The 26,213-nt window shown below is 70.8% G+C and carries 10 protein-coding genes; 6 read left to right on the top strand and 4 right to left on the bottom strand.

All coding sequences use genetic code 11. The features are described 5' to 3' along the window. Positions 1-57: 57 nt before the first annotated feature. Positions 58-1,461, bottom strand: a complete 1,404-nt coding sequence (locus tag ACFQ4H_RS19755; protein WP_377572473.1) for a condensation domain-containing protein — start codon at positions 1,459-1,461, stop codon at positions 58-60. A gap of 141 nt (positions 1,462-1,602) precedes the next feature. Between ACFQ4H_RS19755 and ACFQ4H_RS19750 the strand changes: the two genes are divergently transcribed. The 4 genes from ACFQ4H_RS19750 to ACFQ4H_RS19735 are packed head-to-tail and all read left to right on the top strand — an operon-like array spanning position 1,603 to position 12,195. Continuing rightward, a complete protein-coding gene (locus ACFQ4H_RS19750) occupies positions 1,603-7,209 on the top strand; it encodes a non-ribosomal peptide synthetase/MFS transporter (RefSeq protein ID WP_377572472.1) in 5,607 nt (1,868 codons plus the stop codon). 1 nt (position 7,210) lies between these two features. After that, positions 7,211-8,746 (top strand): class I adenylate-forming enzyme family protein, encoded by a 1,536-nt coding sequence (locus ACFQ4H_RS19745; RefSeq protein WP_377572471.1) that lies wholly within the window; start codon positions 7,211-7,213, stop codon positions 8,744-8,746. A gap of 24 nt (positions 8,747-8,770) precedes the next feature. Continuing rightward, positions 8,771-11,941, top strand: a complete 3,171-nt coding sequence (locus ACFQ4H_RS19740) for a non-ribosomal peptide synthetase (protein WP_377572470.1) — start codon at positions 8,771-8,773, stop codon at positions 11,939-11,941. Beyond that, complete coding sequence (locus ACFQ4H_RS19735) at positions 11,941-12,195, top strand: acyl carrier protein (RefSeq protein ID WP_377572469.1); 255 nt, start codon at positions 11,941-11,943, stop codon at positions 12,193-12,195. The genes ACFQ4H_RS19740 and ACFQ4H_RS19735 overlap by 1 nt, the downstream gene beginning before the upstream one ends. 246 nt (positions 12,196-12,441) lie before the next feature. Here the strand turns inward: ACFQ4H_RS19735 and ACFQ4H_RS19730 are convergent, their stop codons facing one another. Then, the gene (locus ACFQ4H_RS19730) at positions 12,442-12,576 is read right to left on the bottom strand and encodes a hypothetical protein (protein ID WP_377572468.1); all 135 of its coding nucleotides are present in this window, start codon (positions 12,574-12,576) and stop codon (positions 12,442-12,444) included. A gap of 169 nt (positions 12,577-12,745) precedes the next feature. Further along, positions 12,746-13,123, bottom strand: a complete 378-nt coding sequence (locus ACFQ4H_RS19725; protein WP_377572467.1) for a hypothetical protein — start codon at positions 13,121-13,123, stop codon at positions 12,746-12,748. A 276-nt stretch (positions 13,124-13,399) separates the two neighbouring features. Between ACFQ4H_RS19725 and ACFQ4H_RS19720 the strand changes: the two genes are divergently transcribed. Both ACFQ4H_RS19720 and ACFQ4H_RS19715 read left to right on the top strand, forming a co-directional pair. Beyond that, entirely contained in the window at positions 13,400-14,674 is a 1,275-nt protein-coding gene (locus ACFQ4H_RS19720; RefSeq protein WP_377572466.1) for an MFS transporter, read from the top strand. After that, positions 14,655-25,550, top strand: a complete 10,896-nt coding sequence (locus tag ACFQ4H_RS19715; protein WP_377572465.1) for an amino acid adenylation domain-containing protein — start codon at positions 14,655-14,657, stop codon at positions 25,548-25,550. The genes ACFQ4H_RS19720 and ACFQ4H_RS19715 overlap by 20 nt, the downstream gene beginning before the upstream one ends. Before the next feature lie 99 nt (positions 25,551-25,649). On the opposite strand, the gene ACFQ4H_RS19710 is transcribed toward ACFQ4H_RS19715, so the two are convergent. Next, entirely contained in the window at positions 25,650-26,075 is a 426-nt protein-coding gene (locus tag ACFQ4H_RS19710; protein ID WP_377572464.1) for a hypothetical protein, read from the bottom strand. Positions 26,076-26,213: the final 138 nt, after the last annotated feature.

Below are 26,213 nucleotides of genomic sequence, written 5' to 3'. Positions count from 1 at the left end.
TCTTGACCGTTCAAGATCGAGGGCAGCCGACGCGACCGGCGCCGGTCAGCGGTGCGGTCATCTCGGCGACCATGGCCAGGGCACGTCCCGGAAGGCCGCCTCGACCAGCAGTTCCTCCAGGTTCCGCAGGAACGGCTCCACCGAGTCCACCGGACGGAATCTGGTGTCGACGCTGAGGGTGATCCCGACCCCGCCCGGTTCGTCGACGACATGCGTCAGGAGATGCCAGGACGCGCGGTCCAGTCCCCTGGTCCAGGAAAAGGTGCTACGTCCCATCGCGGTACGCAGGTCGTTCCGGGTCACCGTGGCTGTTTCATCGGCACCGCTGCCACCGGGCAACCGGACGTCATTGAAATAGTAGTAAGGGAGAAATGCGGTACCGTATTCATACCCTAACTCCTCAAATCTCCCCCGCATCGCCGCCGGCTCATAGTAGGCGTGCCGGTAGCCGTCCAACGAGACCTGCCAGACCCGGGGCAGCAGCTCGGCAAAACTCGGCCGGTCGGCCAGGTCCAGTACGCAGAATCCGATCTGCCCCAGGTTTGCCACCGCATTCGCGTACTCCGTACGGAATCGATTGTGTGCCATGTTGAACAGACCACAGATCTCGCGTCCGTTCTCTCCCGCCGCCAACGCCGTCACACCGGTCAGCAGCACCGAGGAGACACTGACCCGGTGCCGGGCGGCGATCAACCGGGCGGCCCGGTCGATCGCCGAGGAGACCAGCACCCCCCGCTGTAGGCGGGGGTCGAGTTCGGGACAGCTCGGCTCCATCGGCTGTTGGGGCAGGCGTTCGTACTGCCGGATCCAGTAGTCGACCGACCGTTGCGAGCGGTGCCGGTCCACCCCGTACTGATCGCGGGCCACCTCCACCGACTGCGGTCCGGGTGGGGTCGCGATGCCCCCACGCAGCAGGATCAGCCGGAGGTCCCGCAGTACGACGTCGGCGGCGTAGGCGTCGGCGGTGGCGTGGCTGAAGACGACCACGACCTGGCGTACCCGGCCGTCGACCAGTACGAGGCCGACCCGCAGCGGCCACTCCGACGCGTGGTCGAACGCGACGCTGCCCAGCCGGTCGGCCAACGCTCCCGCCGCCTCGACGCCGTCGGTGTCGGCCTCGGTCACCAGCAGCGGCAACTGACCGGCCGCCGCCGTTTCCTGCCGCAGTTCGCCGTCGATCGACCGGACCCGGGTACGCAACGCGCCGTGCCGGCTCACCAGCGTACCGAGGGCCCGGGTCACGGTGGTCAGATCGGCCCGGACCCGGGTGGACACCGGCACCGTCCGCCGGAGATTCATGAACAGATGTTGCCTATTCGACATATCAAGAGCGGCAGCCCGCCACATCACCTGCTGCGCCCAGGTCAGTGGCGCGGTCTCTGTCCGGTCCCCCCGGAACTCCGCATAGGCCAACGTTTCCGTGGCCCACTCGACTGGCACTACGGCATCCGCGAATCGCATTCCTGACGGTATGCCGGCGACCTGCGACGAGAATCGATCGTTCGGACTTTCCACAGTGCACCGTTTAGGCGATTCCGTTGGTTAGCAGAGAGGCGGCAGACTGCTCATCTCTCCCGTCAACAAAGTGAGAAGGCAACCCGCGTGACCAATGTCGACATTTCGCAGCGGGCTGCTCCGATCCCGCCACAAGGGATTATCCACCGAACCGGGCAAAGCCCGTCGTTATCGTTCGGTCAGGAACGAATCTGGTTTACCGAACAGTTAACCCCCGGCACCGCCGGATATATCGTGCACAGCACGGTACGGCTACTCGGCTCCCTGGACACCGACCTACTGCGGGACGCCATCGACACCGCCGCCCAGCGGCACGACAGCCTGCGGATGCGGTTCACCGAGAACGACCAGGGCGAGCCGCTGGTGGAGGTGGCCGCCTCGGTGCGCGTACCGGTCACCCTCGCCACCGTCGAACGCGAGGCCGACGCCCGCGCGCTGGTCGCCGAAGCGGTACGGACCCCGTTCGACCTCGCCACCGCGCCGCTGATGCGTGCCCTGCTGATCCGGCTCTCCGACACCGATCACGTGTTGCACGTCGGGATGCACCACATCATCAGCGACGGCTGGTCGCTGGACCTGTTGTTGGCCGAGGTGGCGACGCTCTACGGTGCGGCACGGGACGGCCGACCGGTGCCGCCGGCACCCACCGTCCGGTACGTGGACTACGCCGGCTGGCAGCGGGAGCGGATCGACGGCCCCACCGCGCAGCGGGAACTCGACTACTGGGCCGACGCGCTGGCCGGGGTGCCCCCACTGGAACTGCCGACCGACCGGCCCCGCCCGGCCGTGCAGTCGTACGCCGGTGACACCCACCGGTTCCAACTCGACGCCGAACTCACCGCCGGGCTACGGCGACTCGCCCGCAGCCACCGGGCCACGCTCTACATGACCCTGCTCACCGGTCTACAGGCGCTGCTGTTCCGCTACAGCGGCCAGCGTGACTTCGCCATCGGCTCCCCGGTCGCCGGGCGGGTGGTGCCCGAGCTGGAGAACCTGATCGGCCTGTTCGTCAACACCCTCGCGCTGCGGGCGGACGTCTCCACGACCGGCGCGACGGCGGACAACCCCGGCGAGGAACCCGGCTTCGGCACGCTGCTACGGCGTACCCGCAACACCGTGGTTCGGGCGTTGACCCACCAGGAGGTCCCGTTCGAGCGCCTGGTCAAGGAACTCAACGTCACCCGGGACGTGAGCCGCTCACCGGTGTTCCAGGTGCTGTTCACCCTCCAGAACTACTCCCGTACCGGCAGTCGGTGGCCGGAGGGGCTGGTCACCGAGGGCTTCGGCACCGATGCCGCAGCAGCCCGCTTCGACCTGTCGCTGTACGTCAGCGAGACCGACGACGACCTGCGCGGGATGTTCGTCTACAACACGGACCTGTTCGACGCCGGGACGGTACGTCGGCTGGCCGACCACTACCGGCGGCTGCTGGCGGCTGCGGTCGCGGGTCCGGACCTGCCCCTGGTCGACCTGGACCTGCTCGGAACGGAGGAACGGGACCGGGTCCTCGGTTTCGGTCTACCCGACGACCGAATCGGCGCCGGCACGTCCGACGAGGCTGCCGGAGCGGGTGCAGCGGTGACCGGGACGGCGGCGACGCTGGCCGATCTGCTCGGCCCGCATGCCGCCGCGACGCCCGAGGCAGCCGCCGTGGTCTGCGGGCCGGACTCGGTCACCTACCGGGACCTGGACCGGCGGGCCAACCAACTCGCCCACTATCTGCGGGCCCGGGGCGTCGGCCCGGACGCGCTGGTCGGGGTCTGCCTGGAGCAGTCGGTGGAGCTGGCCGTGACGCTGCTCGGGGTGCTGCGGGCCGGCGGCGCCTACCTGCCGCTCGACCCCGAGCAGCCCCCGAACCGGCTGGCCACCATCCTCGCCGACGCCCGTCCGACGGTCGTGTTGACCACCACCGCACTACGGGCACAGCTGTCACCGACCGACCCGGCGGTCGGGCCGGTCGAGTCGACCTGCCTGGACCGGGTGGCCGAGGAGATCGCCGCCTGCGCCGACACACCGCCGCCCGCCGGGCGGACCACCGGCGACAACCTCGCCTACGTCATCTACACCTCCGGCTCCACCGGCACACCGAAGGGCGTGGCGGTCGCGCACCGGCAGGTACTGCGCTACCTCGACGGGGTGGCCGCCCGGTTCGGTGTGGTTCCAGCCGGTCGCTACGCGCTGTTGCAGTCGATGTCGTTCGACTTCAGCGTCACCGTCTTCTACCTCGCGTTGGCCACCGGCGGCACGGTTCACCTGGTGCCCCGCCGGTGCACCGGGGCGGAACTCGCCGAGCAGCTCCACCGGCACGGAATCGACTACCTGAAGATGACTCCGTCGCACCTGACGGCACTGGCCGCCGACGTCGAGCCGGGCGAACTCCTGCCCGGTCGGGCGCTGATCCTCGGAGGTGAGGCGTCCGACCTGGACCGGGCCGCCGGATTGGCGGCGGCCGGAACAGCCAGGGTCTTCAACCACTACGGTCCGACCGAGGCGACGGTCGGTGTCACCACGTACGAGGTCACGGCCGCCGACCACGGCCCGGGACCGGTGCCGACCGGGCGACCCCTGCCGTACGCCCGGGTGTACGTGCTCGACGAGCGGATGCGGCCGGCACCGATCGGGGTGCCCGGGGAGATCTGCCTCGGCGGGGATCGGCTGGCCCGGGGCTATCTGAACCGGCCGGCGCTGACCGCCGAGCGGTTCGTGCCCGACCCGTACGGTTCCCCGGGTGCCCGCCTCTACCGCACCGGTGACCTGGGCCGCTGGCGTCCGGACGGGCAGTTGACGTTCCGCGGCCGCCGCGACCACCAGGTCAAGATCCGTGGTTACCGGGTGGAGCTGGGCGAGGTGGAGGCCGCGCTGCGCGACTGCCCGGCGGTACAGCAGGCAGCGGTGCTGCTGCGCGACGAGCGTCTGGTGGCGTACCTGGAACGGGTGCCGGAGGTGACCACCCCGGAGTCCGGTGAGCTGCGTCGGATGCTGGCGGACCGGCTGCCCGACCACATGGTTCCCAGCCGGTTCTGCTGGCTGGACCGGCTGCCGTTGCAGGAACACGGCAAGGTCGACCGGCGGGCGTTGCCCGAGCCGACCGACGAGCAGCCGACCGGCGGCCGGGTCGAGCCGGTCGGACCGGTCGAGACCCTCGTCGCCGGGATCTGGCAGACCGTACTCGGCCTGCCGCAGGTCGGAGCGACCGACGACTTCTTCGAGTTGGGTGGCCACTCGCTGCTGGCCACCCAGGTGGTGGCCCGGCTGCGCCGTGAACTGCCGGCCGCCACCGACGGGGGCACCGGCCCGGTGGTCAGCGTGATGGACCTCTTCCGGCACCGGACAGTACGCGAACTGGCCGCCCTGCTGACCGCCGACGACACCGACCGCAGCGGACTGCTGCACGAGTTGACCCGACCGGTGGCACCCGGCGACCGGATCGCCTCACTGGTCTGTGTCCCGTACGGCGGCGGCAGCGCCGTCGTCTACCAGCCGCTGGCCGACGCGCTGCCAGCCGGGTACCGGCTCTTCTCGGTGGCCGTACCCGGGCACGACATCGGTCTGGCCGACGACCCGGCACCGATCGAGGAGGTGGCCGAGACCGTCGTCGCGGAGATCCTCGACCGAGTGGACGGCCCGTTGATCCTGTACGGCCACTGTGGTCCGGGTGGCGCGTTGGCCGTCGAGGTGGCCCGGCGGCTGGAGGAGACCGGGCGGGACCTGACGGCCGTCTACCTCGGTGCGGTCTTCCCGTTCGGCCGTCCGGCCGGTGGAGTCTTCGGGCCGCTGCTGCGGCTACGGCTGGCCGAACGTATCCGCAGTGACCGGATCTACCGGACCTGGTTGCAGGCCCAGGGCACGTCGATCAGCTCGCTCGACGCTGACGAGGTCGCCTTCCTGATCCGGGCGATGCGGCACGACGCCCGCGTCTCCGAGGACTACTTCACCGGTCTGATGCAGCAGCGGGTGCCGGCGTTGCGTACGCCGATCATCTCGGTGGTGGGTGACCGCGACCGGAGCACCGACTACTACGAGGAGCGGTTCCGGGAGTGGCACTTCCTCACCGACCGAACCGCGCTGGCGGTGATCGACGAGGGCAGCCACTACTTCCTGAAGTACCGGACCGAGGAACTGGCCGAGATCGTCACCACCACCCATCACCGGTTGACCGGGCCGGTGGTGCCCGGTGAGGTACCCGCTGGCGGGGACACCACCGGTGCGGACGTCGACAGTCCGGACACCGTGGACCCCGCGTGGCGGTTGGTCGACGTCTCCGACCGGCGGGCCGGGACCACGGCACCGACGGTGGGGAAGCCGGCCAGCACCGAGCCGGAGCCGAGCATGCGTCGGTTCGGCCTGGTCGCCGCCGGGCAGATCATCACCACCACCGGCACCGCGCTGACCAACTTCGCGGTACCCCTGTGGATCTACCTGGAGACCGGGTCACTGGCCCGGTTCGCGCTCTTCGCCATCATCAGCCTGCTGCCCGGTCTACTCGTCGCCCCGGTGGCCGGGGCGCTGATCGACCGGAGCAGCCGGCGGCAGATCATGTTGCTGGCCAGCGTCGCCGCCGGTGGGGCGAAAGCGGTCATGGCGGGCCTGCTGATAGCCGACCGGGCCGAGGTCTGGCACTTCTACCTACTGGTCGGCTGGCTCTCGGTCGCGTTGGCCTTCCAGCGGCTGGCATTCGTCTCCGCGGTCCCGCAACTCGTGCCGAAACGCTATCTCGGGCACGCCAACGGTCTGGCCCAGACCGCCACCGGTCTCACCCAGTTCCTGGTGCCGCTGATCGCGGTCGCGCTGCTGGAGGCCGTCGGCCTGCGCGGCATCATGATCATCGACGTGGTGGCGTACGTGTTCGCGATCGGGGTACTGCTGGTCGTCCGGTTCCCCCGTACGTTGGCGCTGCAACGCCGGGAGGGTATCGGCGAGGAGATCGTCGGCGGGTTGCGCTACTCGTGGCGTCGGCGCGAGTTCCGGGCGATGCTCACCTTCTTCGCCGCGCTGAACCTGTTCCTGTTCCCGGTGCTCTATCTGCTCTCCCCGCTGGTGCTGGGCTTCGCCGAACTGTCCGAGGTGGCCCAGATCGCGCTCACCGGTGGCATCGGCGCTGCGGTGGGCGGTCTGGTCATGCTCGTCTGGGGCGGTCCACGCCGATTCCGGATGCGGGCGGTGCTACTCGGCACCCTGGGCATCGCAGTGGCCTGTGTCGTCACCGGCCTGCGGCCCAGCCTGCTGGTGATCGGCGCCGGAGCCTTCGGCATGTACCTTGCGCTCGGCATCGTCAACGGGGTCTACAACACGATCATCCAGACCAAGGTGCCGCCCCGGTTCCACGGCCGGGTGTTCGCGCTCAACCAGATGGTGGCCTGGTCGACCATGCCGCTGGGCTGGGGCGTGATCGCCCCGCTGGCCACCCGTGCCATGGAGCCGCTGCTGATGCCCGGGGGTGCGCTGGCCCCGACCGTCGGCGCGGTGATCGGGGTCGGTCCGGGCCGGGGAATCGGCCTGCTCTACGTGGCCTTCGGGGTCTGCATCGCGCTCACCGCCCTGGTGTCGCTACGTACCCGGATGCTGGCCACGTTCGACGACCGGGTGCCGGACGCACCGCCGGACGACCTGATCGGTATCGAGGCCCGCCAGGCCCGGGCCGCCTCGGCCGGGCAGCAGCCGGTCGGGGCACCGGCTGCCCAGAAGGTGAACTGAGATGGCATCGACGACGACATCCCGGGGTACGGCCACGCCGGCTGCCCGTACCGTGCCGGAGTTGCTGACCTGGCGCTGCGGGCTGCACCCCGACCGGGTGGCGATCGAGGTACACGGCGTCGCCGGGCTGACCTTCACCGAATGGGAGTCCGGCGCCAGCGCCGTTGCGCAGGCGCTGCACCGGTCCGGGCTGCGCCACGGTGACCGGGTCGGACTGGTGTTCGGCGCCCGGGACTGGACCGAGTTCGCGGTGGCGTACTGCGGTGTGCTCCGGGCCGGGGCGGTCGCCGTACCACTGTCCGACCGGCTCGCCCCCGGGCAGCTCGCCCATGCCCTGGAACACTGCGCCGCGACCTCCGTCATACACGGCAGCGACACCCCGGCACCGGCCACCCCGGTCGGCGTACCGGCCAGGACGCTGGCCGAACTGCTGGCCGCCGTCGACCCCGACCGGGCCGCGTCACCCCGGCCGGACATCCCACCGGTACGCCCCGGCGACCTCGCCCAGATCCTGTACACCTCCGGTACCACCGGGCGGCCGAAGGGGGTCGCCGCCAGTCACGCCAACCTGACCGTAGGCGCGCCGAGCCATCCCCGACGGCTGCCCCTGGCCCACTCCGAACGGTTCCTGCACGCGTTCGCGATCGGCACCAACGCCGGGCAGACCATGCTGTTCAACGCCCTCACCGCCAAGCCGACCGCGCTCACCCTGCCCCGGTTCACCCCGGTCCGGTTCGCCCGGCTGATCGAGTCGGCCGGCACCGGGACCGTCTTCCTGGTGCCGTCCATGGCCATCGAACTGCTCGACTCCGGGGCGTTGGACGGCCGCGACCTTTCCGGCGTGCACCTGATCGGCTCGACCGCCGCACCGCTGGCGCCGGCGGTCGCCGCCCGACTGTCGGTGGCCTTCCCCGAGGCCGCGATCGTCAACTACTACACCTCGACCGAGGCTGCCCCGGCCCAGACCATCATGATGTTCGACCCGACGCGACGCGATGCGGTGGGTCGGGCCGTCGACGGTCAACTCATGATCGCCGACGCCGACGGCAACCCGCTGCCGGCCGGCTCGACCGGGGACGTCTGGCTGCGTTCGCCGCACCCACGGGCGTACTTCCGCGACGAGACCGCCAACCGGGCCACCTTCCGCGACGGGTGGGTCCGGATGGGTGACGTAGGACGGATGGACGTGGACGGCTACCTCTACCTGTCCGACCGGCACCAGGACGTGATCAAGTCCGGCGCTTTCAAGATATCCACGTTGGAGGTCGAGGCGGCGCTGCACGAGCACCCGGGCGTAGCCGAAGCGGCGGTGGTCGGCGTACCGCACCCGGTGCTGGGCTCGTCGGTGGCTGCCGTACTGGTGCCCCGGCCGGACACCCCGTCGGAGGAACTGTCCCTGCCCGCCCTACGCGGCTTCCTCGCCGGTCGGCTGGCCGACTACCAGCTCCCGGCGCGGGTGCTGCTGATCGACCAGCTACCCCGCAACGAGGGCGGCAAGGTCCTCAAACGACAACTGACCAGCCGATTCGCCAACTGACACACCGCAATGGAAACACCGAAAATGGGAGGGTACGTGGGCACCGCCGAGGCGACATACGCACAGCACGCCGTGTGGTTCACCGAGCAGGCCGGGGTCGCCGGCACGGCGTACCACATGGCACTCGGCATCTGGTTCGCCGCCGACCTCGACCGGACAGCGCTACTCGGGGCGTGCGCGACGGTGATCGACCGACACGAGGTGCTGCACACCCGCGTCACCGCCGACGATGACGGCGTGCCCCGACTCACCCCGGCCGACACCCGGCCGACGGTGGTCGTCGGGGAACTGACCGAGGAGCGCATCGAAGCGGAGATCGCCCGCCGCCACGACCTGCGCACCGGGCCGTTGGCCCGGTTCACCCTGCTGACCGGGTCGGACGGCCGGCACCTGCTGCTGGTCACCGCCCATCACCTCGTGTTCGACGGCACGTCCAAGGACGTCCTGGTCCGGGACCTGGCGCTGGCGTACGAAGCCGCGCTGGCCGGGCGGCCGGCGGACCTGCCGCCACTGCCAGACGGCTACGCCGCACACGCGGCAGCCGAACAGGACCGGGTCAGCGTCGAACTGCCGGCCGCCCGTCGGCACTGGGAGCAGCACTGGTCCGGCGCGGGTGGAGTGGTGCTGCCCGGGCTGCGGCGGGTGCCGACCGGCGCGGAACCCGGGGCCACCGTCGACGTCGACCTGGACGCCGACCTCGTCAACGGGGTCGACCACACCGCCCATGCCCTCGGGACGACCCGTTTCGAGCTGCTGCTGGCCGTGGTGCACGCCCTGTTGCAGCGGTACGGCAACCACGACACCCCGGTGGGCGTCAGCCTGTCCACCCGTACCGACGACACCGCCGACCACCTCGGACTCTTCGTCAACGAGCTGCCGGTCAGCGTCACGCCGGCCACCGGCACGTTCCGTAGCCACGCACAGGCCGTACGGGCGCAGTTGCGGGAACTCTACCGGTTCCGTGCCGTACCACTGGCCCACACGGTGCCCGGACTGCGCCCGGCGCCCGCCCTGACCCCGGTCTCGGTCGGCTACCGCCGACGGCGACCCGAGCCGGCCTTCGCCGGTGTGGCGACCAGCGTCGAGTGGACCCTGTTCAGCGGCTGCGCCCGCAACGCCCTGCACATCCAGATCGTGGACAGCCTGACCGGGCTGACCGTGAGCCTCCAGCACAGTCCGGCGGCCATCGCGACCGAGGCGGTGGCCCGGATCGGTACCCACCTCCGTACGATGCTGGCCGCCGTGATCGACGATCCGGACCGACCGGTGGCCGACCTGCCGATCCTGCCTGCCGACGAGCTCGATCGGATACTGCGGACCTGGGCCGGGACCGACCGGAGCTACCCGGACGGGGCCACCGTGCCCGCGCTGTTCGCCGCCCAGGCCGCCACGAACCCGGACGCGGTGGCCGTGGTCGACGGCGACCGGACACTGAGCTACGCCGAGCTCGACGCCGCCAGCACCCGGTTGGCCGGGCTGCTGCGGCAGCGGGGTGTCGGTCCCGGATCGCTCGTCGCTGTCGCCCTGGACCGGTCCTGGCAGGCGGTGGTGACGCTGCTGGCCGTGCTCCGGTGCCGGGCCGCATACGTGCCGGTCGACCCCGGCCATCCGCCGGCCCGACAGGCCCTGATCCTCGACGACGCCGCCCCGGTCCTGGTCGTCACCACCTCCGGTACGGCCACCGGGCTGGACCCGAGGCTGGCCGTACTCGCCCTCGACCGGGTCGAGCTGACCGCCGACGTCGACGTGGTGCCCGGGGTGGAGACCGGCTCCGTCGGCGAGCCGGCGCCGCCCACCGTCGACGACCTCGCCTATGTGCTGTACACGTCTGGTTCCACCGGGCAACCGAAGGGCGTCGCGGTACGGCACGGCTCGCTGGCGAACACGTTGCTGGCCATGCGGGACATGTTGGACAGCCGGCCGGAGCACGGCTGGCTGAACCTCACCTCACTGTCGTTCGACATCTCCGGGGTGGAGCTCTACCTGCCGCTGACCACCGGCGGTCGGGTGGTCGTCGCCTCGGCGGTGAGCGCACTGGACGGCGCCGGGGTACTCCGGCTGATCCGTGACAATGCGGTGACCCACGTCCAGGCCACCCCGTCCGGATGGCGGGTACTGCTGGAAGCGGGCCTGGGCGGGACGGTGGGGCGGACCGACGACCCGGCCGCGGTGACCCCGGAGCCGCTGGTGGCGGTGACCGGTGGCGAGGCGTTGCCGGTCCCGCTGGCCCGTGACCTGCGGGCCCGGGTCACCCGCCTGGTCAACGGGTACGGCCCGACCGAGGCCACCATCTACGCCACGTTCGCGGAGATTCCCGCCGAGCCGGACGAGGTGAGCATCGGGCGGCCCGTGGCCAACACCCGGGCGTACCTCCTGGACGACGCGTTGCGGCCGGTGCCGGTCGGCGTACCCGGCGAGCTGTATCTCGGTGGGCCGGGGTTGGCCGCCGGCTATCTCGGGCGTCCCGAGCTGACCGACGACCGCTTCGTGCCCGACCCGTTCTCGGACCCGTTCTCGGACCCGATCTCGGACCCGCAGCGGCGGCTCTACCGCACCGGCGACCGGTGCCGGTGGCTGCCGGACGGCCGGATCGACTTCCTCGGCCGTACCGACGACCAGGTGAAGATCCGTGGGCACCGGATCGAGTTGGGCGAGATCGTGGCCGTCCTGCTGCAACATCCCGGTGTCGCCGAGGCGGCCGTACTGCTGCACGACGCCGACTCCGGCACCGAGGAGCCCCGGCTGGTCGCCTACCTGGTGCCACGTGGCACGGCACCGGAGCCGGCCGACCTGCGTCAGCATCTGGCACAGAGCCTGCCGCCGGCCATGTTGCCGGCCGACTGGGTCGTCCTGGACCGGCTGCCGTTGAGTCCGAACGGCAAGCTGGACCGTGCCGCGTTGCCGGTACCGGCCCCCGGAGCACGCCATGCGGCAACGGCGTCCAGTGACGCACCGGACGCGGCCGACCCGGTGGTCGAGCAGCTGACGGTGATCTGGCAGGACGTGCTGCGCATCGACGACATCGGCCCACACGAGGATCTGTTCGACCTCGGGGGTCACTCGCTGACCATCACCCGGATCGGCAGCCGCATCCAGCAGCGGCTCGGTGTCGAGGTGCCGTTGGACGTCTTCTTCGATACGCCGACAATTGCCGAGATCGCCGAGTTCATTCGACAGGCCCGAGGAGAACACTGATGGGTACCACCGAGAAGCTGCGACAGCGGGTCGCCGAGCTGATCAGCAACGCCACCGGCGGCGAGGTCGCCGTCTCCGCCGTGCTGGCCGGCGACTCGATGGTCGCCCTGGGCGTCGACTCGCTCGGCCTGCTACGTCTCGTCGACGCCATCGAGCTGGAGTACGGCGTCGAGGTCGAGTTCCAGGCCCCGGGACGCCGACTGGACACTCTGGACGAGATCGTCGCCGTGGTGGCCGCCGGTGGACGAGTCTGAGTCGTTGCTGTCGAGCTGCCCCGCCTGTGCGCCCGGTCGCGAAGTTGGCCCCGAGCCGATACCTTCTCGGCCACCCGGTTACCGGCAGGACCACGGATACCTCCTCGGCCACCCGGTTACCGGCAGGACCACGGATACCTCCTCGGCCACCCGGTTACCGGCAGGACCACACGGATGCCTCCTCGGCCACCCGGTTACCGGCAGGACCACACGGATGCCTCCTCGGCCACGCCGTTTCCGACAGGGTCACCCGGTTACCGACAGCTCCGGTGGGCTCTGACCGTCGATGGCACCGTGGCTGCCCCGCTGGCGCACCCAGCTCGACAGGATGCTCAGGCAACAGGCCAGGGGCAGCCACCACTCGACTGGTTCGCGCTTCAACAGAGGAGTCACCCGGCACCGTACGGTGCGATTGGGTTTCGAGACTGCTCGTCGGCCGCCACTTCACCCGGTTCCGGGCCGGCTACCCGATGGGTTCACCGGCCGGTCTCAGGCGCGTAACTGTTCTGCTTTCCTGCCACGGGGGTGAGTGGCGGGCGCCTGAGACCGGCTATTTCGGGTCGTCGGTCTGCCAGGGGTAACGGAACTGCTCCGGCCGTAGGTTCCAGGCCCCGAGGGCCGCGACGAGGTGGGCTTCGCCGATGGTCGTCATGGCTTGCACGAGGACTGCGCCGATGTCGTAGTCGAAGCCGGTAATCCGACCGGCGTCGTAGTCCCAGTGCTCCAACTCGAAGGCACGATCACGGTCGCTTCGGCTCCACCCCTGTCGACGCGCCTCAGCGTCGGCAGGGGTCGTGCGAGGCCGGATCTCGACGAATGCTCGCCGGCCTGGCCCGGAGGCTGGTACTTCGGCCACCAGACGCCGGCCGAGGCGCAGTGCGTGCAACTTGTCGGCAGGCCACTGCGGCCGGCTGCCCTCCTCGGTCATTCGGCTGCGACCTGCTCGGGGCGACCCTCGTGCCCCACGTCCGTACCGGGGAATTGCGGCAAACCCACGTCCCCCTCACCACCGGTTTCCTGTTCTGGCGCTCAGCGCAACTCTCCACGAACTGCCTGGTCGTACCGGGCGCAGCAACATCAACTTTCCTCCATGGACTCGCGATTTGACGAGATAGATCGGACATGAACGCAAAGTTGAAATGCGACACCAGCCAGACAATGATGATCGAAACTTCATCGATGGCCGATTCTCGTCCGGAGCGCAATGACCGACGCAAGCTCGCCTGGGATTCCACCATCCAGGCTGAGCCTGCTCACCGCCGCTTACGCAGTGTCATCGTACGGAAGCTATCTCAACATGGTGGCGCTGAGCCTGTTCGCGTTCCAGCTCACCGGTTCCGGCTTGCAGACCGGGCTGTTCATGGCATTACGGCTGGGCTCCGGCATCGTCGCCGGGGTCGCCGCCGGGACCCTGGCCACCCGCTACCCCCGGCGCGTACTGATGATCGGCAGCGATCTGCTGTCGGCGGGCACGATCACCACGTTTGCGCTGGTACCGGCAACGGCGCAACAGGTCCTGTTGTACGCGCTGGCCGTCGTGCTCGGCGTCACCCAGACCCAGTGGGGGGTGGCGATGCGGGCCAGCGTGCCCGATCTCGTCGGCCCTGATCGACGTACCCGGGCGAACAGTCAACTCGTCACCGCACGTTCGATCGCGATGCTGCTCGGCTTCGCCTCCGCCGGTGTGCTCGTCGCCCAATGGGGTTTCCAGCGCGCCTTCCTGATCGACGCGGCGTCGTACGTCCTCTGCGCGCTGCTGCTCCTCCGCGTACCGCTGGGTCGTGCGGCCGAGCCGCGTGGAAGGTCGGGCCGCACCGGGCCACGGGCGGTCGGCGCGGTGCGTGGCCTGTCGTTGGTACTGCTGTCGATGATCGCGGTACGCAGCGCCGACGCGTTCGGGTCGGCATCGCACAACGTCGGGCTGCCCATCTATTCCAGTACGGTCTGGCCGGAAAACCCGGCCTCGTACGCCGCGACGTTCATGACCGCCTGGGCCGTCGGCAGTCTGACCGCCGGTGGCTGGCTGAGCTGGCGGGGTCGCCGCAGCGGAGAACCGGTCCGTCCGGAACTGACCTTCGGAATCGCCACCTGCCTGATGTCGGTCTTCTTCGTCCTCTCGTTCGCCGACCCGCCGCTATGGCTGCTGGTCGTGCTGGCCGGTGCGGCCGGCGCGGCGGACGGCTCCGCGGAGATCACCTATACCGCGCGGTTGCAGGGGGTACCGGACGCGATGCGGGCCCGGGTGCTGGGCTTCGCGAGTTCCGCACAGAACACCGGGTTCGGCCTCGGCATGGTCGGCTGCGCCGCGCTGCTCGAAGTGTTCACCCCGTTCGCCGTGGTCGCCACCGCCCACACGGCGGCGCTGGCGGCGGCGATCTTCTTCCTCGTCGTCCATGCCCGAACCATGCTGGCCGGCCGCCGCCGGACCGCCCCACGCCCACAGACCGCAGAGGTGGCCCGTGAGCTCAGTGACGCCTGACCGTCCACTTGCCGTCAGCTTCGGAGGAGAGCTGCCGATCGACCCGGACCACCCACCGACCATGCCGGACGCCCTGATCCGGGCGGCGCAGCGGTTCCCGGACTCGGGCGTACACCTGGTCACCGGAACCGGCGAGCGCCGGTTCGTCAGCTATCCGCAACTGCTGGCCCGGGCCCGGTCCGTGCTCGGCGGGCTGCACCGGCACGGCGTACGGGCCGGGCAGTACGCCGTGCTCCGGCTCTCCGACGCGGAGTTCTTCCCCACGTTCTGGGGTTGCCTGCTCGGCGGGATCGTGCCGGTCGCCACCGGCGCGGTGCAGTCGTACCAGATGGACAGCCCGGCGCTGCGGGCCATCACCCACACCTGGGAGGCGCTGGGGCGACCCGTCGTCATCAGCGACGGGGCCGACCTCGACGGTCTGCGTGGCCTGCCGCTGGCCGGCGCGGTGGTGGACGTGGCGGAGTTGGTCACCGCCGCACCCGAGGAGGCACCGCAGTTCGAGGTCGACCCGGATTCCGTGGCGATGCTCCAGCTCTCCTCGGGCAGCACCGGCACACCGAAGATCATCCAGATCACCCATCGGGGCGTCAGCGAGTACGCCGTCGGTGCTCGGGAGATGCTGGGCATCCGGCCCGCCGACGTACTGCTCAACTGGCTGCCGTTGGACCACGTCGCCGGGCTGATGCTCTACCACCTCGGTGGGGTGTTCCTCGGGGCGACCAGCATCCAGGTGGCGACCCCGTTCGTGCTGGCCGATCCGCTGCGCTGGCTGGACCTGATGCAGGAGTACGCCGTCACCCACGGCTGGGCGCCGAACTTCGCGTACCGGATGGTCGCCGACGTGGCGGCCCGGTCCCCCGGCCGAACCTGGGATCTGCGTACGGTCCGACGCCTGGTCAGCGGCGGCGAGCAGTGCACGTGGGAGACGTTCCAGGCGTTCCTCGACGTGACCGCACCGGCCGGGGTCACCGCCGCCGTGCTGGCCCCGGCCTGGGGCATGTCGGAGACCTGCACCGGGATCACCTTCGCCTCGCTCGGCGACCCCCGCTGTTGGCAGCGGGTAAGCACCGGGAGCCTCGCCGGCCAGCTCGAATGGGCCCGGGAACACGAGGAGGCCACCACGTTCCTGTCGGTCGGCCCACCCGCACCGGGGACCACGCTACGCATCGTGGACGGCACCAACCGGGTGCTGCCCGAGGGGCGGATCGGTCGGCTCCAGGTCCGTTCCGCTCGCGTCACCCCGGGCTACCTGGGCGATCCGGAGGCCAGCCGGGCCGCCTTCCCGGAGCCGGGTTGGCTGGACACCGGTGACCTCGCCTTCATGGTCGACGGTCAGATCACCGTCACCGGACGTGAGAAGGACGTGATCATCCTCAACGGCCACAACTACCCCTGTCACGACGTCGAGCGGGCCGTCGCGGGAACCGCCGGCATCGTGCCAGGTCTCGTGGCTGCCTGCGGCGTACCGGATTCCGCCTCGGGAACCGAGACACTCGTCGTCTTCTACGCACCCGACCCGGACGCCGGGGTCGACCGGTCACGGATCGAACGGGATGTCGTCGCCGCCATCGGCCAGCGGCTACAGCTCGCCGTCGGTGCCGTCGTCGCCGTACCGGAGGCGCAGTTCCCGAGGACCAGCGGCGGAAAGGTCCAGCGGGCGCTGCTCCGGCAGCGGTACGTCGCCGAAGCGCAGCAGACACCGGGCTCGCCGCCGCCCATCGGGGCAGTGGACCGGCCGACCTCGGCGACCGGTGGCCGCGCCGCTGCCGAGGTGACCCGGGTCGCCGCCGTACGTCAGGTGGTGCTCGACGCGGTCACCGATCTCACCGGTAGACAGGTGGATCCGACCCGGCCCTTCTACGAATCCGGAATGGGCTCCGTCCAGATCGTCCAACTTCGTGCCCGGCTCGAATCCGCACTCGGCCGGGACATTCCGCAGCCGGCCCTCTTCGCCCATCCGACCGTGGACGCGCTGGCCACCTTCCTCAGTGGGGCGACGGAGTCGGAGGCCCACTTCGACCCGCCGGTGCCCCGGGACCGCCGGATCGCCATCATCGGGATGGCGGCCAGGCTGCCCGGTGCCGCCACGGTCGACGAGTACTGGGCCAACCTCACCGCCGGGGTGGCGAGCCTGCACCGGTTCACCTCGGCCGAACTCGTCGACGCGGGAGTACCCGAGGCGACGGCCCGGGACAGCAACTTCGTGCCGGTCAGCGGGGTCCTCGACGACGTCACGGGCTTCGACGCCGAGTTCTTCGGCATCAGTGCCAAGGAAGCCGAACTGCTGGATCCGCAGCATCGGCTGTTCCTCGAAACCTGTCACCACGCCCTGGAGGACGCCGGTTACGCGGGCACAGGTGACGGCACCAGCCCTGCCGCGACTCCCCGCATCGGGATCTTCGCCGGCAGCGGGATGAACCTCTACTCGCACCACACCTACCTGCGCAACAACCTCGCTACGGCCAGCGGATCGGCCGACCCGGCGACCACGATGGGGGTGGCGCTGGGCAACCAGCCCGACTTCCTCGCCACCCGGGTGGCGTACCGGCTGGGGCTCACCGGCCCGGCGATCAACGTACAGACGGCCTGCTCGACGTCGCTGGTCGCGCTGCACCTGGCCGTGCAGTCGCTACTCGACGGCGACGCCGAGGTCGCCCTGGCCGGCGCGGTGGCCGTACACGTCCCGCAGGTGACCGGCTACCACCACACCGAAGGGTCGATCCTGTCCCGAAGTGGTCGATGCCGACCATTCGCTGCCGACGCGGACGGCACGGTCGGCGGCAACGGGGTCGCGGCCGTCGTACTCAAGCCCCTCGACCGGGCACTGGCCGACGGGGACACGATCCACTCGGTCGTCCTCGGCACCGCGGTCAACAACGACGGTGCCGGCAAGGTGGGCTTCACCGCCCCCGCCGTCGCCGGGCAGGTCGATGTGGTGAACCGTGCGTTGCGGGCCGCCGGGGTGCCGGCCGCGTCCATCGGGTACGTCGAGGCGCACGGCACCGGCACCGCGCTCGGCGATCCGATCGAGCACGCGGCGCTCGCCCAGGCCTACCCGACCGGCACCCGCTATCTCGGCTCGGTCAAGGCCAACATCGGGCACCTGGACAGCTGCGCGGGGATGGCCGGGCTGATCAAGGCCGTGCTGGCGGTGCGTACCGGGCAGATCCCACCGCAGGTGAACTTCGACCGGCCGCATCCGGCAATCGACCTGACCGCCGGTCCGTTCCGGATCGCCACCGCCCTGACCGCATGGCCGGTGGCGGCCATGCCCCGCCGGGCCGGTATCAGTGCCCTCGGCGTCGGCGGCACGAACGCACACGTGATCATCGAGGAGCCACCGCCACCGGTGACACCGCCTACGCCCGGCGCGTCGCTGGCACCGGGTCTGCTTCCGCTGTCGGCCGCCGACCCGACGGCGCTGTGCCAGCTCGCCGGGGCGTACCACGACCGGCTGGCCGGGCAGGATCCACCGGGCCTGGCCGATCTCGTCGTGACCACGGGTCGGGGCCGGCGCCACCTGCGCCACCGGCTGGTCGCCCTGGGCGACTCCCCCGGCGACCTGGCCACGGCGCTCGGCAGGTACACCGACGGGGCAGCGGCCGACGGGGCAATGGCTGAGGGGACGGCAGCCGGCAGCGCGTCGACCGAAGACGTGGTGACCGGTTCGGTTCCGCCCCGGGGCGCGGGGCCGCTGGCCATCGCCTTCCCCGGCCAGGGCGGCACCCTGCAACCGGTGCTGGCGCTGGCCGAGCGGTTCCATCCCGTACGCGAGATGCTGGCCCAGGCCGCCGTCAGCCACCACGAGGCGGTCGGCGGTCGGCTGTACGACCGGCTGCGCGAGACGCACCCCAACGGTCCGCCCACCGACGTGACCCAGCCGACCCTGGTCGCTCTCGGACTCGGGCTACACGAGCTGTGGCGATCCTGGGGGGTACGACCGTCCTACGTACTCGGACACAGCGTCGGGGAACTGGCCGCGCTCGCCGCCGCCGGCGCCCTGTCGGCAGCCGACGCGATCCGGCTGGCTGCCCGGCGGGGTGGACTCATGCAGCAGCTCGTCGAGCCGGGGGCGGCGCTGGCGGTAGCGGCCGAACGACCGGCCGTGGATCGACTTCTCGGATCCGTACCCGATCTGGAGGTCGCCGCCGTCAACGGCCCGGCGCGGTACGTCCTGGCGGGCCCGCCCGGGTCGGTCGAGCAGGCGGCACGTCAGGCGGATCTGCTCGGCATCACCGCACGTAGACTGGCCATCACCCGGGCCTTCCACACCAGGGCCGTCGAGACGATGCTGGCCGACTACCGCGAGGCGATCGCCGCGGTCGCCATCCGGCCGATCCAACTGCCCTTCGTCAGCACCCTCGACGGCCAACTCCACCAGCCGGGCTGGCTGCCGGACGCGGACTACCTGTGCCGGCAGGCACGCCAGGCGGTCCTGTTCGACACGGCGGTACGGCGGCTGGCCGACACGGATGTGCAGCTGGTCCTCGAGGCGGGCCCGGACACCGCGCTGACCCGGATGTCCCGGGCGGTGGCGCCAGCGTCGGTGTGGGTACCGGCGCAGCCCTTCGGTCACCAGCCGGTGGCCGGCATCTGGCGGGCCACCGCCACCCTGTACTGCTCGGGCGTCGCAGTGGACTGGTCCGCCCTCGCGGCGGGCAGCGGCGGGCGACGCGTCCCGCTGCCGAAGTACCCGTTCCAACGACGTAGACACTGGATAGCCGGGCCGACCGGTGCTGCCGCCCCCCAACTGACAGAAGGTGATGTGGCTGTGGCCGGTGTCCTGGAGGGTGTCTGCGCCATGACCGCAGCCCGGCTCGGCGTCACGGCCTCGGACATCGCCCCGGACGAGAGCTTCTTCGGTCTCGGCGCGGACTCCCTCCTGCTGCTCACCATGTCGCGTGAGGTCGAGCGGGAGTTCGGTGTCCGGATACCCGTACGTGAGCTGTTCGGGGATCTCGGCACTCCTCGTCGGCTGGCCGAGGCGATCACCCTCGCTGCCGGTGCGGGTAGCACGCCGATCGCATCCCAGCCGGCCACGTCGGTAGTGGCCACACCGCCGGCAACGTCGGTAGTGTCCGCGCCGCCGGCGGTCGACGTATCGCCCGCGATCAGCGAGATCGTCCATCGGCAGCTCGATCTGATGCGTCAGCAGCTCGAACTGCTGGGCGGCACCGCACCGGTGCCGCCGTTCCCGGCGACCACGCCGGCGTCTCCCCCGGTGCCGACGACCACCCCACCCGTCGCGTCGGCCGAGGCGACACCATCCTCCCCGACCGCCGACTTCAGCCTGTACTTCTTCGGCGACTATCCGGCCTCGGCCGACCAGGACAGGTACGGGCTGATCCTCGACGCGGCCGAGTACGCCGACACGCACGGTCTGCATGCGGTGTGGATCCCGGAACGGCACTTCCACTCGTTCGGCGGCATCTTTCCCAACCCGTCGGTGCTGGCCGCCGCGATTGCCAGCCGTACGGAACGGATCCGGATCAACGCGGGCTCGGTGGTCCTCCCACTGCACCACCCGATCCGGGTCGCCGAGGAATGGTCGATGGTCGACAACCTGTCCCGGGGGCGGGTGGGGCTCGGTTGTGCCCCCGGCTGGCACGCCAACGACTTCGTCTTCTTCCCCGACCACTTCGGCCGGCACAGGAAGGTGATGTACGAGCACCTCGACACCGTCCGGCAACTGTGGCGCGGGGATGCGGTGGCGGCCCGGTCCGGCAGCGGCGAGGAGATCGAGGTACGCCTGTTCCCCCGACCGGTGCAGGAGATGCCGCCGGTGTTCACCGCGATCGTCGGCAACCCCGACAGCTACCGGGAGGCGGCGCGCCGCGACATCGGGGTGGTCACCAACCTGATGACCCAGGACGTCGCGCAGTTGGCCGAGAACGTCGCGCTCTACCGGCGTACCCGGGCCGAACACGGGCTGGACCCGGCGGGTGGGCGGGTCGTGGTGCTGCTACACACCTATCTCGGCGCGGACGCCGTCGAGGTACGCCAGCGGGCATTCGAGCCGTTCTGCGCATACCTGCGCTCCTCGTTCAGCCTGCTCGGCCAGGTCACGAACAGTCTCGGCATCAACATCGACCTGGCCAACACCCCGGAGGACGACCTGCGGTTCCTCCTGTCGCAGGCGTACGAGCGCTACTGCCGGCAACGGGCGCTGATCGGCTCCCCGGACAGCACCCGGGGTGTGGTGGAGGCGGTTCTCGACGCGGGAGCTGACGAGATCGCCTGTTTCGTCGACTTCGGCCTGCCGGCAGAGGCCGTACGCGACGGGTTGCCGTTCATCGACGTACTGCGCCGGTCGACACCGACCCGGCGACGTGCGGGTTCCGCCCCCGCCCAGCCGCAGCGGGCACCGGTGTCGTCGTCACCGGCCGAGCCGCAGCCGGAGCTGGCTCCACTGTCACCGGCCCAACGGCGGCTCTGGCTGGTGGAGCAGATGCACCCCGGTGGACCGGCCTACAACGAGGCGGCGGCCACCAGCCTGCGTGGCCCACTCGACGTGGCCGCACTCCGGGGCGCGCTCCGCGATGTGGTCGACCGGCACGCGCCGCTACGTACCTCGTACCGGATCGTGGACGGCCAGCCGACGCAGGTGGTGCACCAGCGGGTGCCGGTGGACTGTCCGGTCGTCGACCGGACCGGCTGGGATGAGCAGGACGCCGTCCGGCAGGCGCTGGCCGAGGAGAGCCGACGAAGGTTCGACCTCGCCGAGGGACCGGTCTTCGCGCTCCGGCTGCTGCGGTTCTCCGACACGCACCACGTACTCGTCACCGCCTTCCACCACCTCGCCAGCGACGGCCACTCGTACGCGATCTTCACCCGGGACGTCTCCGCCTGCTACCGGGCGCGGGTGGCCGGCATCCCGCCGGCACTGCCCCAGCTGCCGGTCACCTACCCGGAGCTGAGCCGGACCCGGCTACCGGACGAGGCACAGCGGGCGGCCGACCTGCGGTACTGGCGGAAGCGGCTGGAACCGGCCCCACCGCGCCTGGTGCTCCCCTCCGACCTGCCCCGGCCCGCCGTACCGTCGGCGGCCGGCCGGAGCGTGTTCGAGGTGATCCCGGCGGAACTCACCGACCGGATACGCCAGTTCAGCCGCTCGGCCAGGGTCACGGTCTTCACCACCCTGTTGACCGCGTTCGCCGTGATGGCCAGCCGGTTCAGTGGGCAGCGGGACTTCGTCATCGGCACCGGCGTGGCCAGCCGTGACGAACGAAGCGCGGATCTGGTCGGGTTCTTCGTCGACACCGTACCCCTGCGACTCGACCTGCACGGGGATCCGACCTTCACCGAGCTGGCCGTCCGGGTGCAACGGGACGCCGCCGACAGTTACCCGCACACCGGGCTCCCCTTCGACGACCTGGTACGCACGCTGGCCCCGGAGCGGGAGGCGGGCCGGCACCCGTTCTTCGACGTCGCCATCGAGTACGAAAGCGGCGGGGCGTTCGCGTTCGATCTACCAGGGATCACCGCCACTCCGCTTCAGCAGGGCCTGGACAAGGCTCCGGTCGACCTGATGGTGTACCTGTCGCACGAGCGGCAGATCCGCTGCCATGTCGAGTTCCGTACCGACGTCTTCGACGAGACGACCGTCCGACGCTTCCTCGACCACTTCCATCGGGTGCTCGATCGGGCCACCGAGGATGCGACGTCGCCCCTGTCCCGCCTCACCGCCGAGGTGGACCAGCCCGGTGACGGGTTACGCGGTCCGGCCACCGCCGACTCCGGTGAACTGCTGCACGACCTGTTCCTCGGTCAGGCGGCCCGTACGCCCGAAGCGGTGGCCGTCGTGGCCGGTGACATCCGGTGGAGCTACCGCGAGCTGCGCGACCGGGTGGACGGACTGGCCCGGATGATCGCTGCCACCGGTGCCGGCCCGGGCGACGTCGTGGCCGTACTCCTGCCCCGCCGACCGGAGCTGGTCGCCGCCCAGCTCGGGGTGCTGATGGCCGGTGCCGCGTTCCTGCCGCTGGATCCGTCGCATCCGACGGGCCGTCTGGCCACCCTGCTGACCGACAGCGCCGCCCGTCTGGTGGTCACCACCGCCGGCGTCGACCTCCCGTCCGACGTGCCACGCCTCCTGGTCGAGGACGCACCGGCAACGCCACGCGACGCCCTGTCGGCGGCGGATGCGTTGCCAACGACGGATACGTTGCCGGTGCTTCGGCCGACGCCGGAGCAGGCCGCCTGGTGTGTCTACACGTCCGGATCCACCGGCCGCCCCAAGGGGGTACTGGTCTCCCATCGCGCTGCGGTGAACGCCGTCGGCTGGCACGTACGGGCGTTGGATCTGTCCACATCGGACGTCGTCGGACACGCGCTCGCCCTCGGTTTCGACGCGAACCTGAGCGAGATCCATCCGGCCCTGGCCGCCGGTGCCAGCGTCCAAATGGCTCCGGAGGAGACACGCGCCGACCCGGCGGCGTTGACCACCTGGTGGGCCCGGCAGGCGATCACGGTGGCGTTCCTACCCGCCCCGCTGGCCGAGGTCGTGTTCGCGCTGCCGGCCACGCCGGACAGCAGGCTTCGCGTACTCGTGGTCGGTGGCAGCGTCCTGCGTCGCCGGCCGCCAGCGGACTTCCCGGCCAGGGTCCTCAACGTCTACGGTCCAACCGAGAATGCCATCGTCACCACCGCCGGACCGGTCGCTCCGGCCAGCGCCGATGCCGTCACCAACCCCGACACCGCTTGCGGTGACCGCGATGTGATCGACATCGGTAGGCCGATCGACAACGTGCGGTTGTACGTGCTGGACCGGTCGGGCCATCCGGTGCCGCCCGGCGCAGCCGGTGAACTGCACGTCGCGGGCCGCAGCCTGGCCATCGGCTACCTCGGTCGGGACGAGGAGACCGCGACTGCCTTCGTCGCCGATCCGTTCGTCACCGATCCTCTGGCGGCGGTCGGTGCGCGGATGTACCGCACGGGTGACCGGGTCCGACTGCGCGGGGACGGCACGGTCGAGTTCCTGGGCCGGGTCGACGACCAGGTGAAGATCGCCGGCCACCGGATCGAACCGGCGGAGGTCGAGGCAGCCCTGTTACGACTACCCGGCGTCCGGCAGGCCGTCGTCGTGGCCCGGTACGACCAGCATGCCGAGCCGTACCTGGTCGGGTACGTGGTGCCGGCGGATTTCGATGGCGACGCTACAGCACAGCGGCCGGACCCACTCGTCGCCGAGCTGTCCCGGGCCCTGCCGCCGTACCTGGTTCCCCGCTCCTGGGTGTTCCTCGCGGAACTGCCGCTGGGCGGCACCGGCAAGGTGGATACGGCCGCACTACCGGCCCCCTCGGCCAACCAGGACGTGACCGCCGGCAGCGCCGACGACAGCGACAGCCTGAGCGAGTTGGAACGGCTGATCCACGATGCGTGGTGTGCAGAACTCGGGGTCGACCGGGTGCCGCTGGACCGGACCTTCTTCGAGGCGGGTGGACATTCGCTGGCCTCGGTACGCCTGGCCAACCGGCTGGCCACGCTACTCGACACCGAGTTTCCGGTGTACCGGGTGCTACAGGCACCCGGTATCCGGGCGATGGCAGCGGCACTGGCCGCCGACCGGCCAGCACCGAGCAGCAACGATCGGCGGATCGAGGACGAGGCACCGGCCACGTACCAGCAGGAGCAGATGTGGTGGCGGCAGCGTCACGTACCTGATCCACCGTCGGTGCACATCGCGCTGCGGGTGGACCTGACCGGGCGGTTGTCGGTGCCGGCGTTGACCGAGGCACTCGACACCCTCGTACGGCGGCATCCGGCGCTGCGTACCCGGCTGGTGGAGCGGGCCGGCGGGTTGGTCCAGCAGGTGGTGGCGCACCGGCCCGTCAGGCTCGCGGTGTCCGACGTGGCCCGGCAGGACGTCGGCGCATGGGCGGTCACGGCCGGGCGTGAACCGTTCGTCGACGACGACCCTCCGCTGCTGCGGGCGGCGCTGGCCCGCGTCGCCCCGGACCGGTGGTCGCTGTTGGTGGTGATCCATCACCTGGTCGCCGACGGCTGGTCGGTCCTGCGTCTACTGACGGAGTTGGCGGAGACCTACCCGGCCGCACTGGCCGGTCGGGCGGCCGACCTGCCTCCGCTCGAGGCCAGCTACGCCGACTACGCCCGCAGCCAGCGGGGTACCACCGTCGACGAGGGCGTACGAAAGTACTGGCGGGACCAGTTGGCCGGGGCACCGACCGGGCTGACACTGCCCGGCGACCGGCCCGGGCCGGCGCGGTCGCGGGCGGGAGCCGAGTTCCCGTTCGCCGTTCCCGCCCCGACCGCTGGTCGGGTGGCGGAACTGGCGCGGGCGGCCGGGACCACCGTATTCCCGGTCGTCGCCAGCGCCTACGCGGTGCTGCTGTCCCGGCTGACCGGCAGCGACGACATCGTGCTGGCCTGCCCGTACGCCCACCGCGCGGGCCGGGCGTACGAGACCGTCGTCGGCCTGTTCAGCAGCCCGATGCACATCCGGCTACGACCGGCGGCCAGTGCGTCCTTCGCCGACCTCGTGGCGGCCACCGACGCGACCATCCGTGACGCCGTACGTCATCAGCCCGCACCCGTGGCACTGGTCTACCGGGAACTCGACCCGGACTGGCGGCCCGGTACGCTCCCGCCGGTCGGGACGGCGCTGTTCGCCTGGAACCCGGGTACGCCCGAGCTGAACCTGCCGGGCCTTGTCACCCACGTGGTGGACCAGCCGTTGGCCTGTGCCCGTCGCGACTTCGCGATGATGTTGAGACCGGTGGAGGACGGGTTGCTCGGTGCCGTCGAGTACGCCACGGACCGGTACGACGAGCGCACGGTGGCCGGCTGGTGCGACCGGTTCGTACGGATCCTCGACGCGGCGTCGGCCGACCCGCACCGACCGGTCGACACGTACTGAGGTGTCGGGCCGTACCGACCGGTCGTCGCCCCCGAAGCGACGACCGGTCGGTACGCGATCACCTCGCCAGGGGTCCGTTCACGGCGAGGACGGCCGTCCTCAGATCCGGACCATGGTCGATTCGTAGCCGCCCCCGCCGGGGTAGGTCCATCCGCCGGTGACCGTGGTGTCGTCGGCGCTGAACACACCCTCGTAGTACGCCGGGCTGCCCTTCGCACCCGCCCAGATGGTCAGCCTGTCGCCGGTGAGTTCGTAGACGTAGTCGAAGGTGTTGCCGACCGCGTCGTAGAACCGCGACACCACGTCCGCGCCGACCGGCTCGCCGAACGGATGCAGGTTCCCGATCACCTCCAGGCCACTGACCGGCTGGTCGTACTGGGTGAGTTCAACGTGCTGGAGCAGGAAGTACCCGCCGCGCATCCACTCGTACCGCACGGTTCCCTCGGCTCCGCCGGTCACGGACCAGGTGCCGACCAAGCGGTCGAGTGCCTTCAGTTCAGCGCTCGGCTGGGTGTTCTCGGACATCTCTTCCTCCTTGATGGGTGGCTCGCCGATACCTCGGAGGCGACGCCCGCACCTCGACACCTACAACCTATGACTCAGGTCACATCGCCGGAGGGTCGAGATCCCCGGTCCGGCCACGAGGTAGCGGCAGGAACTCAC

It is taken from the genome of Micromonospora sonneratiae (genome assembly GCF_042679305.1).
GTDB lineage: Bacteria > Actinomycetota > Actinomycetes > Mycobacteriales > Micromonosporaceae > Micromonospora_H > Micromonospora_H sonneratiae.
This window is presented reverse-complemented; position numbering and strand designations above follow the sequence as displayed.